We start from the raw sequence: 16809 nt of genomic DNA, 5'->3' as shown, positions 1-16809 counted from the left end.
AAAGATATCGCTCGACTTGCATGTATTAGGCACGCCGCCAGCGTTCGTCCTGAGCCAGGATCAAACTCTCCAATAAAGAGTTGATATAGCTCATAAAAATTTGTTGTTTTAAAACAACTAGAATTAACGTTGACGTATGATTTGTTTAGTTTTCAAAGAACAAGTCACATTCGACAGAATTAAGATATCCTCAATTCATCAAACCGAATTTCCTCATTGCCTGTATTGGCAACTATTTAATACTAACACATTCTAACTTAAGATGTCAACAACTATTTTTCTAAAATAATTATTTAACACTAAAATATAAATGTTGCTAGAATATCGTCTCAATAATATATTTCTTAACTTGTATATATTATTTTTCGTGACAACTTTTATATAATATCATCTGTATTCAAATAAATCAACAAAAAATTTACGAAAAAAATATGTAAAACGATCAGCCATGCTTTTACCATAGCTGACCGTTGTTTAAAATGATCTAATTCTTCTTTATAGAGATAATATTCTCTTCACCCATGTCCACACTTCCTTGTTTTTGAAGAACGACATGCTCTCCTTCTGCCAAGTTCGTAAAGACAATCGGTGTAATAATCGATGGCACCTTTTCTTTGATTGAATCGAGATCAACCTTCAGCAGGGGTTCTCCTTTTTGAACCTGATCATTTTCCTTTACTAACGCCTCAAAGCCTTCCCCTTTTAGATTGACCGTGTCAATCCCAACATGAATCAGAATTTCACGGCCAGAATTAGAAAGAATCCCTAGAGCGTGCTTTGTCGGGAAAACGTTCACAATTTTTCCATCAACAGGGGAAACTATGACGCCTTCGGAAGGCAGGATTGCAAAGCCGTCGCCCATCATTTTTCCAGAGAATACAGCATCAGGGACTTCAGTAATCGGCTTGATTTCCCCTCTAAGTGGAGAAACGAACACATCATCACCCTTTGCAGCAGTCGGTTGTGCTTTTGGAGCTTTTTCAGCTGGACGTGGTCTCTTTCCTTCCATTATATCTTTCATTTGTCCTTTGATTGTTTCAGAACGAGGTCCGAAGATGGCTTGAATGTTATTACCAACTTCTAGGACTCCCGAAGCTCCGAGCTTCTTCAATCGGTCTTTATCTACATTCTTACTATCATTTACGGAAACTCGCAGACGAGTGATACATGCATCTAAATGTGCAATATTTTCTTGACCACCCATTGCATCGAGTATCTCATAAGGAAGATCCGAGGTTTTTCCATGAGTTTCCACCGTTTCCTCCTCGGTTGCATCTTCTCGTCCAGGTGTCTTTAAATTAAACTTACGAATGGCAAACCGGAAGCCAAAATAATAAATCACTGCAAACACCAAGCCTACTGGGATAACTAGCCAGGCATGTGTTTGTGGATTAATTAAGCCAAACAGAATGTAATCGATTAATCCTCCTGAAAAGGTCATCCCGATTTTCACATTAAGTAACTGCATCGTCATGAAGGACAGACCAGCGAAAATCGCATGAATTCCGAATAGAATCGGTGCTACGAATAAGAATGAAAATTCGATTGGCTCGGTAATACCGGTTAGGAAAGAAGTTAAGGCTGCTGATGCCATCAAACCCCCAACCACTACTTTTCTTTCAGGGCGAGCTTCGTGATAAATGGCTAATGCTGCAGCTGGTAAGCCAAACATCATGAATGGAAATTTACCGGTCATAAAAGTACCAGCAGTTAAATTTTGAACATTATCTAATATTTGCGCCATGAAAATCCGCTGATCACCACGTACAGTTTCTCCTGCCTTCGTCACATATTCTCCGAACTCGTACCAGAAAGGAGAGTAGAAAATATGATGTAATCCAAAAGGAATTAATGAACGCTCGATGACTCCAAAAATAAATGCTGAAAGGGTCAAATTTGCATGAACCATATTTTGCGAAAAAGCATTTAGACCATTTTGAATGGGTGGCCAAATGACTAACATGATTAATCCCAATAGAACAGCAGTAGCTGCTGTGATGATTGGAACAAATCTTTTTCCTGCGAAAAATCCTAGATATGAGGGCAACTCAATTTCATAGAATTTATTGTAAAGCCCGGCTGCTACAATACCGATGATAATCCCACCAAAAACCCCAGTTTGTAGGGTCGGTACACCTAAAACATTGGCGTAATTCAACCCATTAACATCCTCTGCCGTAATTCCATGGGCAGTACCCATCGTAACATTCATGATTAAGTATCCAATGATAGCCGCTAGACCCGCAACGCCATCCCCTCCAGCTAAGCCGACCGCAACTCCGACAGCAAACAACACTGGTAAATTGCCAAAGACAATATCTCCCGCTTTCTGCATGATGGCTGCGACCATATCAACCGCACTATTATCCAAGAATGGTGCTAACTCCAGCAACACTGGATTTCTAAGAGCTGCCCCTAGCGCCAAAAGTATTCCAGCTGCGGGCAAGAGGGCAACGGGAAGCATCAGTGCTTTACCAACTTTTTGTAAAACACCAAAAGCCTTTTTAAACATATGTACAACCTCCTATACTTTTTAGAACTCACTAAGCCTTTTGCAAAAAATAAAAAAATAACCGAAAAGGAGTTTTCGGGGATATTGTACCCAGATCGCTCTCATTTCAATTATTTTTTTCATTCATGCCTGTTCATATAAAAATATTCATAAATAGAACGATAAAAGCCATCCGAATAGACTTAAATCGGATGGCTCATATCGATAATCTTAGAAGCTACGAAAATCTTAATGTAAAGAAATAAAGTAGGCTAAGAAAATGACGAAGAATAAATACATGATTGGTGAGATTTCTTTTGTGCGACCTTTCATGATCATCGTAATAGGATAGAAAATAAATCCAACTGCAATCCCTGTTGCAATACTGTATGAAAGTGGCATCGCGATCATTGTTAAGAAAGCTGGTACTGCCACTTCAAATTTTGACCAATCAATTTTACCTAGAGAAGCTACCATCAGAACACCCACAATGATTAAAGCAGGTGCGGTAACCGGCGCCGTTACAATAGATAATAACGGGAAAAAGAAAAGTGCTAAGATAAAGCAAGCAGCTGTTACTAATGATGCGAAACCTGTTCTTGCTCCTGAGGCAACCCCAGCAGATGATTCAACAAAGGATGTAACCGTTGATGTACCAAGAATAGATCCAGCAATGGTAGCAATGGAATCGGAAATTAGTGCTCTTCCTGCATTAGGAAGTTTGTTATCCTTCATCAATCCAGCTTGATTGGCAACTGCCACTAAGGTACCGGCATTATCAAAGAAATCTACGAATAAGAATGTCAGAATCGTTCCTAACATAGCAGTTGTATAGAATGTCGGATCTCCAAAGGCAGAAAATACAGCTCCGAATGTTGGCTCAATGCTTGGAACAGCATCGACAATCTTAGTTGGTTTATCAATTAACCCAAAAATCATCCCGACAATAACGGTAATCACCATTCCATAAAAAACTCCGCCTTTAAACCCTCTTGTCATTAAAATGACTGTTACCAAAATTCCGAATACTGCAAGTAATGTATTTCCGTTCGTAAAATCACCTAAGCCAACAAGTGTTGCGTCATTATTAACAATGATGCCTGCATTTTGAAATCCGATAAATGTGATAAACAAACCAATACCGGCTCCCACCGCATGTTTTAATTCTAGCGGAATAGCATTTATGATTTTTTCACGAAGTCCTGTTAACGTCAAAATTAAGAAAAATACTCCTGAAACAAATACTGCAGCTAATGCATGCTGCCACGGTGCTCCACTTCCCAAAACAACCGTATAAGCAAAAAAGGCATTCAATCCAAGTCCTGGTGCAAGGGCTAACGGATATTTACCGAGCAACCCCATGATGATGGAACCAATTGCTGCGGATAAAGCTGTTGCTACAAAAACTGCTCCATAGTCCATTCGAAGGGCATCAGGTAAATCCTGTATTCCATCGAGCGTTAATGTCAGCGGGTTTACCACTAAAATATAGGCCATCGCTAAGAACGTTGTAAAACCGCCTAATATTTCGCGCCGATAATTAGTCCCTAGCTCTTCAAATTGAAAATACTTCTTCATTCCACTTCCTCCTAGTTTTAGAAAAATAAAAAAACGCTCCATCTACCTGGAGCGCCCGACGACAAGTTCGTGATTTAGCGAGAGAAAAGGAATAATAATAGCACAAAAAATCCCTTCGTTAATCACTTACCTCGTAGTCAAGCTATTTACGGTAGCCTGGTAGAAACTTTTGGGCCATATTCCCAACATTATACGACGTAAAACGACATATTCTATTTGTCTTTATTTTAGCAATCCTATTTCGATTCGTCAACAATAAAAACGAACATTTTATCGATGTTCGTTTTTATTGTTCGTGTATAGGGGTTTTTCAGTAGCAAAAAACCAATTATTATTCCGTTTTTACTCCCACTCAATCGTTGCAGGCGGCTTGCTCGTAATATCGTAAACAACCCGGTTCACATGGCTGACCTCATTAACAATCCGTGTGGAGATGACTTCAAGCACATCCCAAGGGATTCTGGCCCAATCGGATGTCATGCCATCAATCGACGTAACCGCACGAATGCCAATGGTGTGATCATAGGTTCTCGCATCCCCCATCACTCCAACGCTTCGGATATCAGGAAGAACGGTAAAATATTGCCATATATCGCGATCCAAACCAGCCTTCTTAATTTCTTCACGTAAAATCCAATCCGATTCACGCACAATCTCAAGCTTATCCTCGGTAACTTCCCCAAGAACCCGAATGCCTAGACCTGGACCTGGGAACGGCTGTCGCCAAACAATTTCATCTGGTATGCCAAGCTCTGTACCGAGTGCTCGAACCTCGTCCTTAAATAATGTATTAAGCGGCTCGATTAGCTTAAATTGCATATCCTCTGGTAATCCACCAACATTATGATGGGATTTAATCGTTTGTGCAGTCGCTGTTCCACTTTCAATAATATCCGTATACAGTGTTCCCTGCGCTAAAAATTCGATCCCTTGCAGTTTTGTTGCTTCGTCATCAAACACATAAATAAATTCATTGCCGATAATCTTCCGCTTCTTCTCTGGATCACTGACCCCTTTGAGCTTCGAAAGGAATCTATCCTTCGCATCCACCTTAATAACATTCATGTGGAAGCCTTCCGCAAAGGTCTTCATTACGCTATCCGCTTCCCCTTTGCGCAAAAGTCCATGATCCACAAAAATACATGTGAGCTGATCGCCGATCGCTTTATGAATAAGAACCGCGACAACAGAGGAATCTACCCCTCCGCTCAGGGCACATAGTACCTGCTTGTCTCCTACGGTCTGACGAATTTTCTCCATTTCAATTTCAATAAAATTCTCCATGGACCAATTTGCCTCACAACCACACACACCAAATACAAAATTTTGTAGAAGCTCGTTCCCATACTGAGAATGTCGAACCTCTGGATGAAATTGTACTGCATATAATTTTCGCGCCTCATCGCTCATCGCAGAAATCGGACAGGATGGACTTGTCGCATCTACATGAAAGCCTTCTGGTGCTTCAACGACTAAATCGCCATGACTCATCCACACAATTTGTTCCTTTGGCAGCTTACTAAATAGCTTCGTATCCTGCTGAACATGGATAGCTGCCTTCCCGTACTCACGATTCTTTGCAGCCTCAACTTTTCCATTGAAATGCGTAGCCATTAACTGCATGCCATAGCAAATCCCAAGAATCGGCAGACCTAAATCAAAAATTCGTTCATCTGGGCGAAATGAATGCTCATCATAAACACTATTTGGACCACCTGAAAAAATAATTCCCTTTGCATTCATGGACTTAATTTCTTCCGCTGTAATCGTATGAGGATGAAGCTCACTGTATACCCCAAACTCACGAATCCTTCTTGTAATTAGCTGATTATACTGGCTCCCAAAATCCAATACGACAATCTTCTCTTGACCTAATAGCCCTTCACTCATCTCTGTCCACCTCATCATTTTTATTTAATTGTTAAAAATAGTTTACCTACTTAGTACAGGAAATATAAAAAAACTAGAACTCTCCTTCAAAAAATAGATCGAAGGCAGAATTCTAGTTTCATAGAAAGACAATTAGAATATCCTGCCTTCATAGTCAAATCATTTAAGGTGATTTGGTAGAGACTCTCGGACCATATTACCGAGGATATATGAAGGATTCATGTATGTTTTAACTCTTTCATAATGGCTGTTTCGCACGGAATACTGTTCTGGAATGTCCTTAATACCGGCCATTCCGTTTCATACTAGGCGTGCGATACGCATAGAATAAGCAGCACTTTTCTCCGTTGTTTCTACAGATAGCCTGAAAAAACAGAAGTTTTGTCTCATCATTTATTGTTCAAAAGCAACAATGTTTGAGAAAAGAGCTTTCATAATTAAGTCATATTGTAACAACATGAATATTTTCAGGTCAAGCGATTGTCTTTTTAATTAAATTTTCCCACAATTCCCTTGTTTCTTCCCATGTTCCTTTCTCTAAATGGCCTTTATAGACATATTGTTCGTAATTTTCCGTTAAAATCCCCATTTCCTCGGAAGAGAAATAGCGATCCACATACTCAGCATAGTCCCTCAATGTTTGTCCTTGTTTTCTTGTTAGACCATAGCGATTTAGATGGTTTAACAGCGTAAAATAGGCAGCAGGGAAATCCTCGTCTTTTCTTCTACGTTTGAATCGATATACATAGTAACAAGGCAGCCATTTTAGTCGTGTTCGGTACAATCCATAAATAACAAATCCAATCACCAATAGAGCGAGAATGAATAAATACCAATACTTATTTAAGAAATCCTTCGCATTCGACCATGTCTCCTTCCATGAGAAAGAAGATTTCTTGGCTGAGGCTGTCTTCTTTTCATCCTTTGGCATTTCTACCTTCGGAGCCTGTGGTGTTTGCTGTACATCTGTCCCGGTATTTTGAGAGACCTGATCGTATGCAAATTGGATATTATTCGCAAATCCTTTTGTCGGTTCAAATGGTACCCATCCGATATTAGGAAAATACACCTCTACCCATGAATGAGCATTATTATTGGTGACGACATAGAGCCTCTTACCCGAATCACCCAGTCCACGAAAGTCACCTTGCGTATAACCCTTTACCCATCTAGCCGGGATTCCAAGAGAACGCACCATCACAAGCATCGAGGTGGAAAAATTATCGCAATATCCCTTGTGTGTCTCAAACAGAAATTGGTCTACATAATCTTCATTTCTACTAGGAATCGCGACATCCTTTTGATCATATTGGAACTGGGGACCATCAAAATAATTCTCGATGGTCTTCGCCTTGTCATACCAATTCGTCTTATCCTTTGTCAGCTCTAAAGCTAAGTCTTTCACTCTTTGAGGCAGTTCTTCGGGCAATTGCGTATACCTTTCAAGAAACTCCCCTGTAAGTTCTGGATGCTGATTATCGACGATACTCATCATCGATTTCACACTAAATTTTGGGTTCGCGTACTCAACAGAATATTCCTTAATCCCCGGACCATCAATTGGGTTTGACGTATATATTTTTTCCAGGCTTAAATCAACTTCAAACGTGTTCTGAGAATCATTTTGAACAGACCTTAAGCCGAGCGGGTAAATAAGGTGTGGATAGTTAACCACCGGTTTAATGATCGCTGTTCGATCTTCAGTCTTTATATTTGGATTCGTGTAAGAAGCAATCGGGAAATTTTCATTTTGATCAAAGGAAACCCTTTCTCCTTCTTCCACAGAGGAGATCCACCCTTTGCCGGTGTAGACATCCTTTGTTTCCACCTTCCAATACTGTCTTGAATCGACTTCCGTTTCATAAACGATCGTATTGTCCGCCTTAAAAGGTCCACCAAGCTTTGAATCATCTATCCCATATCCAACCTTTTTCTCTCCACCGGAACCATCTGTACCGCTTCCTTGTGAATAGGATTTAATATATGGAACCGGATCAGGCCAAATGGGACTTGCTTTCGGTACCGAGTAACCGATTAGTACACTGAAACAAGTCATGACTAGTAATGGTGCCATCCATTTTTTAACGAAGCCAGCTTGCGTTTGCACTCTCTCTTTCTCAACTAAGCGAAAGAATGTTAGTATGCCCATTACCACAAACCCGATCATTACAGAGCGAACAATAGCCCCCTTCGCTTCATAAGGGGTAAAGGTATCTAAAACGGTGATGAAAACGAGCGTCATAAAGAAAAAAACAAATATCTGTTTTCGCTGGATGAGCCAATAATGGAGTAAATAGGCCATGAGTGCAAGTAAAAGGAAGAAAAGAAGACTTCGAAAAGAATCACTTAATTTCATCCAATCTCCCTGAAAAACAACGGACATATTTTCTCTAACATCCTGGAACAAAAAGACAAGCCATTTAAATCGAAAAAAGGAACCCTCGAAATAGAGGAAATTCAATGTGTAAAATACATATAACAGCTTTAATCCAGTGCGGATAAAAAAATGAACATTCAAATAGGCAAGTGTAAAGGCAAGGCATAAGAAGAAAATGAACACACTCATATTTGCCGTGTCTGTTAATTCCTTAAGCGGCCGAAGCCATTCCCATAAAAGCAGAAAACCACATGTATATAGAAAAAAGTTAAGAACTTTCCCCTGTTTCTCCTGAATTTTCAACCTTGATTCACCTCCGAAAAGGCAGCGGAAAATTGGCCCTCTGCGATAAATACGACTCTGACTCCCCGCGCATTTGCTTCTGCTTTCAAGGCTCTTTCTAAGTCGGTTGCAGATTCATTTTTTCCCTTGATCAAAAGGATCGTGACGAGGCCCTGCTTTGCCGAAAACCGCCCTGCTTTTTCAACAAGGCTTTTCGTAAGCTGGCCAGAAACAAGCATTAAGGATGCATTCTGCCAAAGCGAAAACCCTTCAACCTCTAAAACAACATCAAGTGGAACAGGGCTATCGTCCTTCACCTTTGCTAAATGATAAAAAATCTGCTGCTGATGCGCCTCACCATTTCGAATAGGAAAAGCTACTCTCTCACTACTCGACGACAGAAATCCAACCTGAGCCCCTTTGCTTAAGATTGCTTTTACAATCGAAGCTGTAAAAGATACAATCGCTTCAAAATTCTTTTCTGGAGCACAATCCATTAAAATAAGGACATCATGTGATTTCCGTTGTTCGAATTCCTTCGTCATAATTTCATTTCTTTTGGCTGTAGCCTTCCAGTTTATCCAGGAAAAACGGTCCCCAGGTTGATAATCTCTAATTCCCACCGCCATCGAGGTGTCTCTTTGTACTCTTTCCTTCGAAGCCGTCATCCCTTGATCATAATGATGGTCCATCGTCCGATAGATTAATTCCTCATATGCAGGATAGACGATAATTTTATCATCAGCGGTTGGAAATGTGGTTTGCTTTTCAATTAAACCAAGCAAGTCTCCAACTTTTACTTGGATGCCCTGGAAATGATGCTCCCCCCTTGGAAGTGCCTCAATCGTATATTCAAAATCAATCTCCTTGCGAAAATAAGGAAAAATCAACGCTTTAGTAGACTTATTTTTTACAGAGAGTGCTAAGGATGCACTCAGGTTGTCCTCGATTACCATATAAAACAGAGGAAATGCTGATCTTCTTTTCATTCTAATGTTGACGACTAGTTTTTCACCCGCATTAAATTCCGACTTCTCAAAACCTCTAATAACCTCTATATTCCCAAGCTTATAAAATGATAGAAATAGACCATATAAAGCAAAAGGAACAAAGCTATAGAATAAAAACCAGCTGACAAAGCCCCCTTGAAACATAGCATAGGAGAAGGTCAAGACAATCAAGAATAATAGGATAAGCAATTTCCAAATTGGCTTTAGACGTGCAAAAGATTCTTTCATCTTATTTCACTAACCTTTGTACAGGAACCGGAACCCTGCTTAAGACTCGATGCACGATATCTTCAGCTGTGATTCCTTCAAATTTAGCTTCAGACTTGAGGATAATCCGATGGGAAAAGACATATGGTGCCAGATATTGAATATCATCAGGTAGCACATAATCTCTTCCATACATATAGGCGTAGGCTTGAGCGGCCTTCATTAATGCGATGGATCCACGCGGACTAGCTCCCAAGTACACATGGCTATCCGTCCTTGTCCAGTTTGCAATATCTACAATATATCGCTTAAGCGTATCATCGACTGTGACCTGCTTGATTTCCTGCTGTAATTCCCGAAGCTCTCCTAAATCAATGACCGCTTCAAGCTCCTCGATAGGAGCAACCTTTTGAGCGCGACTCAAGACTTCCATTTCCTCTTCAACATCTGGATACCCCATCTTCATTTTTAGTAAAAATCGATCAAGCTGGGCTTCTGGAAGTGGGTACGTTCCTTCATATTCAATAGGGTTCTGGGTTGCCATAACAAAGAAAGGCTTCTCCAGTCGATGTGTCACTCCATCGATCGTAACACTGCTCTCCTCCATTCCCTCTAAAAGAGCAGACTGCGTCTTCGGGGAAGTCCGGTTAATTTCATCAGCCAGGATGATATTCCCCATAATCGGCCCCGGCCTAAATTGGAATTCCATTTCCTTTGGGTTGTAGATAGAAACCCCTGTCACATCGGATGGTAATAAATCTGGCGTAAACTGAATGCGGCGAAAGTTCGCATTGACAGATTTCGCAAGCGCCCGTACCATCATCGTTTTTCCGACACCCGGTACATCCTCAAGAAGAACATGTCCTTCAGCTAGTAACGCAACCAAGCTTAACTCGGCGACATTCCTCTTTCCGATCATGACCTTATCTATATTCTTTAATATTCTTTCAATCGTTGGATTCATTTGTATTTGTGCCATGCTCTTCCTCCCGTAATCAAACATTTGCTGTTGCTTCTATCCCCTCTTAATTCGATACATTTCAGCAAAAATCCTGTGTATAGGGGAAAATTTACAATTAAGAGTTTCCCATTAATGAAATTGACGAATTTAGATTAGATTGGTTTCAGTTAATTTATGGGAGAGCTCAGAAGCCTTCTTTATTTGGAGTTTTTTTGAGAAAAAGCACGTACTACTTGACCTTTTTTGAGAATAAACTATAATAATTAATGCTGATTCTTTCTGAGATCAGGACGACAGTTTTCGTTTGTGTAAACTAAATAATTTTATTATTACTATTTATGTCCCAGTAGCTCAGTAGGATAGAGCAACAGTTTCCTAAACTGTAGGTCGGGGGTTCGAATCCCTCCTGGGACGCTACGAGAAACCTTGTTATGACAGGGTTTCTTTTTATTTTACCTCGTATAAACACCTCTTAAAATTTATGTTTGGGGCAGAAATGGGGCAGGATTTAATTTTTTACTGTTTTTAAACAGCATTTCCGATCTGTTTCAGGACATTTAGTATGAGTGGAGAGACTTGAATAAGTACATAAACTCTCCCTTCTTCAACTAATGGGCAGTTTAGTGAATAAGAAATATTAATTAAGTGCAACCAATCAATATGTTATATGGTAAAATTTCTGTATGTAAAAATATGTATTTTTTAAATAAATAGAATAGGGGCATGTACATATCAACATTACACTTTAACAGTGCCTAGTTTTTAGAGGCGTAAAAAACGGAAGTATGAAATTTACTGTTAAGAAGTTTATAGTAGGTTTGTGCCTTAGACCATGTACTGTAATATTTGGCCGAAATTTAAGAACACGAAGAAAATCATTAAATTAAACAGTTGCATGTTCAGTACTTATTACCTTATACCTAACATTTTGTTAACGTAATAAAATGAATGAAAAGCGGTTAATTTCCGTTAAAGATAACGACCTTTTTGCACACATCGTTAAAGTTTACACATTCTCATCAAATGCTCCTATTTTGTCCTAACTTTCTTCAAAATAGGAGCATGAAATACTAGTAATAACGATAGTTTTTAAGTTTATTTCAATCGACCATTATAAAAGCAAAAACTTAACTAGGTTCGTCATAGCTTAAAGACTACCTTCATATGTTCCTGAATAATAATAGAGTACTTGTATTTTTAAGTTATCAGGTGTTCTAGAGCCAGAATAAATAGAGAGTCTGTCCATACGAGCGAATGACCACTTTCCTACATTAGGGTCTTTAGTATGGGTATATCTCATATTATAAATTTTGGATACTCCAAGTGCAATTACTCCAGATGCTGCTGCGACTAAGGCAGTGGCTTTTTGGTCTGGTTTTCTCTCAAGGAAAGCTTGGGCTAATGTTGCTGCAATAGCGATAGCAGTTGCAGTTTTACTCACATCTATTTGCAAATCTTTATTGTATATCGTTTCCCATAAATGATTGTCTGAAGAACCAATCACGTATTTTTTAACAGTTGAAAATGGTTGTAATACAGAAGGGTCTTCTCTAATAATTGTAGAATCCTCGACATAAGAGTTTTCGTCCAAAATAAGGGAAGCAACATATTCTCCATCGAAGAAAACTTCACCTGTTTCTTTATTCCATTCAGAGAGACTAGATGTCCCATCGTCTTCTGTTACCTCTATAATGCTAACTTTCTCATTATCAACTTTACGATTAAATATTAAATTAGACAAATCATCACTTCTCTCTGGCTTAGGGAAAGAAATATTATAATCATAGCTATTTTCCCTAGCCAAAGCACTCGAGATTGGAGATACAACAGACAATAACAGAGTTGTTATTAATAAAGAAGAAATAATTTTTTTCAACATGAGTCTCCCTTTTTTTAAACCTATTATCTATTTTTCTTTTCTAAATGCATCATAAATCATTATACCTATAAGAATAGCAAAAATAACTTTACCGGTGTAATTAATATACATTGCCGTACTATTTTCTATAGATTGGGAACTGAAATGCATCATGAAGCCAACTATTATTAGAAGGACCACGATAATAAGTTTAGTAGATTTTTTCATCATTAAACCTCTTCTGTATGACTTAATATTTTGATTTAATATTTCCATGATGTGTATAAATAATTGCAAATAGGAAAATTTCCCCTTTTCCCCTCCTCTCCATTGAAATATAGTAAAGAAAAATATCACTAGAGTAATGTCTATATGTTTATATTTTCCTTTTGTTGAATTATACCATCTTGTTATATAGGATGTTTTTCGCTTAACAGTGGATTTAGCCATAAAATCATGGGTATTTCTTTAAACTCCTCTCTTTTTTATGAAAATAGATAACTCTAGTTATAGTTTCTCATTAGTATTGCATAAAAGTTGTTCCTAACTGCCAAATCCACTTTTTGAAGGTTTTAAGTATTCTGCTAAATATTTAGATAATCATTTTCTGTTTCAAAATTAAGAAGATTGATAAGGAAGTAATAGTCAGTCCGATTTTCTTTTTTAAGTAGGAAAAAGGAATCCAACGTCTAACAATTCACTTGTAGAATGGTAATATCGGAGATACAAATCATAAACAGAACTAAGATGAAATCTTTTTGATTCCATCTTAATTCCGTGAACTATTATTATTTCAATTCTTTTATACATTCTTGAACTAAAGTGACTCCCTGACTCATAGCCGCACCGCCACCAAACGCCGCAGTTACAGCTACAGTTTCTAGAATTTCTTGTTCAGAACATCCTTGATCAAGACATCCTTTTGTATGATAGATTATACAATACTCATCCTGAGCATGAATGCTGATTCCTAATGCAATTAACTGCTTTTGCTTTTGAGACAATGTCCCCTCATTAAAACACTCTTCCGTAAACTCATTAAACTTCCTGGCAAACTCAGGCATCTTTTGTGTAAACAAACCAATACACTCTTTGTATTTCTTAAGTGCCGATTGAGTTGAATGTCCAGCTTCCATTTTCATCAGCTCCATTTATCTTTTTTAAACCCAAAATTATTATGAGTCATTTATTGTCTTTTAAACAAAACTTAATTTCCCAATCAAAAACCCGCAGTTATTCAACAGAAGAATATTTATAACTCTACAGGTCAAAAATAAAAATGGTGAATATACACCAACAAATAGTGAAAAGAGTGACTAGATCATGGTTTTGAAACAGCAAAAAATTGATATAACAGACAGGGTAACAGGGAAAATTATTAATGGGGAATTGGAATTATTCCTTGAAAATGCACCCATTGGTAAAATAAAGCTCCCCCAAGCTATTCCTTTTGAGTTAGAACATCACTTTGAAACAGATCATCAAAGAATTTATCAGCATGTTACGGTAACTGAACAGCCTGATGCAAAATATACCGATTGTGACGATGGCGGCTGGTGTTAATCAACTAAGATTCAAACGGTTAGAATTTATTCTATATACAAGAGCATGCTGTTTTATTTAGACAGCATGCCCCTCTCTTAAACCCCATTATTTCCAGGAGACATAAGTAGATGAAGATACGGTTTGGCTATGTAGCAAATGCATTAGGCTTGTGGAATGCGAGTCCCTCAAAGGCCTTAACCTTTGCCCGATATTCAGCTCTCCCCAAAAACGAGCGGCTGGAAAAACTTAAGTTGGTTACCGCACAAAACATTCAAAACACAAAAAGAATTCTGCACTATAATATTGCCAACGAAATAGAGTTATATCGTTTTTCAAGTTCCCTTGTCCCTTTAGCGACCCACCCTGAAGTATTATGGGATTTCATTACCCCCTTCAAAAGTGAATGGGAAGAGCTAGGAAAACTCGTACAGAAGTTTAAGCTCCGCGTAAGTTTTCATCCAAATCAATTTACACTTTTCACAAGTCCAAAAGAAGAAGTTACGATAAATGCTGTGAAAGATATGGAATATCATTATAAAATGCTTGCAGCAATGCAAGTACTAGACACTTCATTAATTAATATTCATATTGGCGGTGCTTATGGAGATAAGCAAAATACCTTGGCTCGTTTTCACCAAAATCTCAAACAGTTACCAAATGAAATTAAGCAATATATGACGCTTGAAAATGACGATAAGACCTATAATGTTTTGGAAACGCTAAACACTTGTGAAATAGAAAAAATACCAATGATTCTTGATTATCATCACTATTTAGCCAATAAAGGAGAAGTGGATCTCTTTCTTTACTTGGAACGAATTTTTAACACGTGGAATACTTTCAACATGAAACCTAAGGTCCATCTTTCTTCGCCAAAATCAGATGAATCCTTCCGTTCTCATGCAGATGATGTATCCTTAGAGTTTGTCCTGCCCTTTTTAAAAATGGCCAAGGAGCTAAATCAGGACTTTGATATTATGATTGAAGCCAAACAAAAAAATCTCGCTATGCTTAGGCTTGTAGAAGAAGTCGCTAAAATTCGAGGCGTAAAACGTCTTTCGACTTCATCGGTAGAATGGTAATAGGAACGGCCAAATCTTCTACTAGATTGAAAACTATACAGCGGAATAGCTTAAGCAATTTCGTAAAAAAATATGGAATTTCTAAATCGTCTATTGCATTAAACAGGAATAACGTTAATGAACTGACCAGAACAATCGATATTTTTTCCGCAAAAGTCCATTTCCAAAATCATGAAATCATAATTTTATGAACTTAAGACAAAATTTAATTAATGACTAAATAAATGAAGGTGATAGAAGGATGCAGAATGCTTTCCAAGCTGGAGATATTGTGTATGTTTTTTATCGAAACCCCCATACTCAAGATGTGGCAAATATACAAGCAGCTGCCGTTGTCAATAATCCTGAAAATGAAAATGAATTAGCCCTATTTCTATACGAGACCTATTATCCGTTATCAGAAGAAATTGCTGTTTATGCTACGGAGGAGGAAGCAAACCAAGCCTATAATTTTTATTATGGCGAGACGGCAGAAGGGATTATCGAATGAATAAACCTTTTACCCCTAAGCTCGTTTATTTTGAACCCAAAGCCTTAGAATACCCTTTAGGACAAGAGCTATATGAGAAATTCAAGAATATAGATATTGAAATACGAGAGACTACATCACATAATCAGATACGTAATCTTCCCGGTGATAATGATTTTCAAAAATATAGAGTGGCTAAGTCAACCCTTGTAGTTGGAATTCGAAAAACGCTTAAATTTGATACATCAAAGCCATCGGCAGAGTATGCCATCCCCTTTGCTACAGGCTGTATGGGACATTGCCATTATTGCTATTTACAGACAACTATGGGGACTAAACCCTATATCCGTACATATGTAAATGTGGAGGAAATTCTCGAAGCTGCAGATAAATATATGGAAGAACGGGCTCCTGAGATGACAAGATTTGAAGCCTCATGTACATCAGACATTGTTGGAATCGATCATTTGACACATACTTTAAAAAGAGCGATCGAACATTTTGGGAAATCTGAGCTTGGGAAATTAAGATTTGTTACAAAATTTCATCATGTTGATCACCTGCTCGATGCAAAGCATAACGGAAAAACAAGATTTCGCTTCAGTATGAACGCTGATTATGTTGTGAAAAATTTCGAACCTGGCACCTCTCCTTTAGAAAAAAGGATTGAGGCAGCAGGAAAGGTGGCAAGGGCCGGATATCCGCTCGGATTTATTGTAGCCCCCATTTATCTTCATGAAGGCTGGGAAGAGGGCTATTACCATATGTTCGAGCGCTTGGAAGCTGAATTGCCGCCTGAGGCCAAGAAAAATTTAACCTTTGAGTTTATCCAGCATCGTTTTACCAAGCCGGCAAAAAGAGTGATTGAAAAAAACTATCCGATGACGAAATTGGAATTAGACGAAGAGAAGCGTAGATACAAATGGGGAAAATATGGGATAGGTAAATATATTTATCAAAAGGAAGAAGAAGAGGATATAAAAAGTCATCTATATTCTTATATGGAAAAGTTCTTCCCTCATGCAAAATTAGAATATTTCACATAGCACATGGCAGACC

General features: G+C 38.3%; 12 protein-coding genes, 1 tRNA gene, 1 rRNA gene and 2 riboswitches. Of the genes, 5 read left to right on the top strand and 9 right to left on the bottom strand.

What is annotated here, in order from left to right:
* From J2S07_RS19690 to J2S07_RS19660, 7 genes are all read right to left on the bottom strand, one after another.
* A 16S ribosomal RNA gene (locus J2S07_RS19690) occupies positions 1-76 on the bottom strand; the annotation flags it as partial.
* 408 nt (positions 77-484) lie between these two features.
* Positions 485-2512: a glucose-specific PTS transporter subunit IIBC gene (gene ptsG / locus J2S07_RS19685; RefSeq protein WP_307152113.1), complete on the bottom strand. Its 2028-nt coding sequence runs from the start codon at positions 2510-2512 to the stop codon at positions 485-487.
* A 228-nt stretch (positions 2513-2740) separates the two neighbouring features.
* Positions 2741-4069: an NCS2 family permease gene (locus J2S07_RS19680; protein WP_307152112.1), complete on the bottom strand. Its 1329-nt coding sequence runs from the start codon at positions 4067-4069 to the stop codon at positions 2741-2743.
* Positions 4070-4183: 114 nt separating this feature from the next.
* Positions 4184-4285, bottom strand: a riboswitch (purine riboswitch).
* A gap of 126 nt (positions 4286-4411) precedes the next feature.
* Positions 4412-5959: a glutamine-hydrolyzing GMP synthase gene (guaA, locus tag J2S07_RS19675; RefSeq protein WP_307152111.1), complete on the bottom strand. Its 1548-nt coding sequence runs from the start codon at positions 5957-5959 to the stop codon at positions 4412-4414.
* Positions 5960-6090: 131 nt separating this feature from the next.
* A riboswitch (purine riboswitch) is annotated at positions 6091-6192 on the bottom strand.
* A 239-nt stretch (positions 6193-6431) separates the two neighbouring features.
* Positions 6432-8639: a DUF4129 domain-containing transglutaminase family protein gene (locus J2S07_RS19670; protein WP_307152110.1), complete on the bottom strand. Its 2208-nt coding sequence runs from the start codon at positions 8637-8639 to the stop codon at positions 6432-6434.
* Positions 8636-9856 (bottom strand): DUF58 domain-containing protein, encoded by a 1221-nt coding sequence (locus tag J2S07_RS19665; RefSeq protein WP_307152109.1) that lies wholly within the window; start codon positions 9854-9856, stop codon positions 8636-8638. Before J2S07_RS19665 ends, J2S07_RS19670 begins: the two co-directional genes overlap by 4 nt.
* Before the next feature lies 1 nt (position 9857).
* Positions 9858-10814 (bottom strand): AAA family ATPase, encoded by a 957-nt coding sequence (locus J2S07_RS19660; RefSeq protein ID WP_307152108.1) that lies wholly within the window; start codon positions 10812-10814, stop codon positions 9858-9860.
* A gap of 322 nt (positions 10815-11136) precedes the next feature.
* On the opposite strand from J2S07_RS19660, the gene J2S07_RS19655 reads away from it, so the two are divergent.
* A tRNA-Arg gene (locus J2S07_RS19655) sits at positions 11137-11210 on the top strand.
* A 733-nt stretch (positions 11211-11943) separates the two neighbouring features.
* Here J2S07_RS19655 and J2S07_RS19650 read toward each other — a convergent pair.
* Positions 11944-12672, bottom strand: a complete 729-nt coding sequence (locus tag J2S07_RS19650; protein ID WP_307152107.1) for a hypothetical protein — start codon at positions 12670-12672, stop codon at positions 11944-11946.
* A 770-nt stretch (positions 12673-13442) separates the two neighbouring features.
* Positions 13443-13796, bottom strand: coding sequence for a carboxymuconolactone decarboxylase family protein (locus J2S07_RS19645; protein ID WP_307152114.1), 354 nt, complete (start codon positions 13794-13796; stop codon positions 13443-13445).
* Between the two features lie 181 nt (positions 13797-13977).
* Between J2S07_RS19645 and J2S07_RS19640 the strand changes: the two genes are divergently transcribed.
* From J2S07_RS19640 to splB, 4 genes are all read left to right on the top strand, one after another.
* Positions 13978-14217, top strand: coding sequence for a YusG family protein (locus J2S07_RS19640; protein ID WP_307152106.1), 240 nt, complete (start codon positions 13978-13980; stop codon positions 14215-14217).
* Between the two features lie 110 nt (positions 14218-14327).
* Positions 14328-15281 carry a UV DNA damage repair endonuclease UvsE gene (uvsE, locus tag J2S07_RS19635; RefSeq protein WP_307152105.1) on the top strand — a complete coding sequence of 318 codons (954 nt, stop codon included), beginning with the start codon at positions 14328-14330 and terminating at the stop codon, positions 15279-15281.
* A gap of 241 nt (positions 15282-15522) precedes the next feature.
* Complete coding sequence (locus tag J2S07_RS19630; protein ID WP_307152104.1) at positions 15523-15771, top strand: transcriptional regulator SplA domain-containing protein; 249 nt, start codon at positions 15523-15525, stop codon at positions 15769-15771.
* Entirely contained in the window at positions 15768-16796 is a 1029-nt protein-coding gene (splB, locus tag J2S07_RS19625; RefSeq protein WP_307152102.1) for a spore photoproduct lyase, read from the top strand. The genes J2S07_RS19630 and splB overlap by 4 nt, the downstream gene beginning before the upstream one ends.
* Positions 16797-16809 lie beyond the last annotated feature (13 nt).

Origin of the sequence: Anoxybacillus andreesenii (assembly GCF_030813005.1) — a bacterium.
In the GTDB taxonomy this organism is placed as follows: Bacteria; Bacillota; Bacilli; order Bacillales; family Cytobacillaceae; genus Robertmurraya; species Robertmurraya andreesenii.
This window is presented reverse-complemented; position numbering and strand designations above follow the sequence as displayed.

Coding starts and splice junctions, on each gene's coding strand:
- splB (WP_307152102.1), top strand. CDS start 15,768: ATGAATAAACCTTTTACCCCTAAGCTCGTTTATTTTGAACCCAAAGCC.
- ptsG (WP_307152113.1), bottom strand. CDS start 2,512: ATGTTTAAAAAGGCTTTTGGTGTTTTACAAAAAGTTGGTAAAGCACTG.
- uvsE (WP_307152105.1), top strand. CDS start 14,328: ATGAAGATACGGTTTGGCTATGTAGCAAATGCATTAGGCTTGTGGAAT.
- J2S07_RS19665 (WP_307152109.1), bottom strand. CDS start 9,856: ATGAAAGAATCTTTTGCACGTCTAAAGCCAATTTGGAAATTGCTTATC.
- J2S07_RS19680 (WP_307152112.1), bottom strand. CDS start 4,069: ATGAAGAAGTATTTTCAATTTGAAGAGCTAGGGACTAATTATCGGCGC.
- J2S07_RS19645 (WP_307152114.1), bottom strand. CDS start 13,796: ATGAAAATGGAAGCTGGACATTCAACTCAATCGGCACTTAAGAAATAC.
- J2S07_RS19630 (WP_307152104.1), top strand. CDS start 15,523: ATGCAGAATGCTTTCCAAGCTGGAGATATTGTGTATGTTTTTTATCGA.
- J2S07_RS19660 (WP_307152108.1), bottom strand. CDS start 10,814: ATGGCACAAATACAAATGAATCCAACGATTGAAAGAATATTAAAGAAT.
- guaA (WP_307152111.1), bottom strand. CDS start 5,959: ATGAGTGAAGGGCTATTAGGTCAAGAGAAGATTGTCGTATTGGATTTT.
- J2S07_RS19640 (WP_307152106.1), top strand. CDS start 13,978: ATGGTTTTGAAACAGCAAAAAATTGATATAACAGACAGGGTAACAGGG.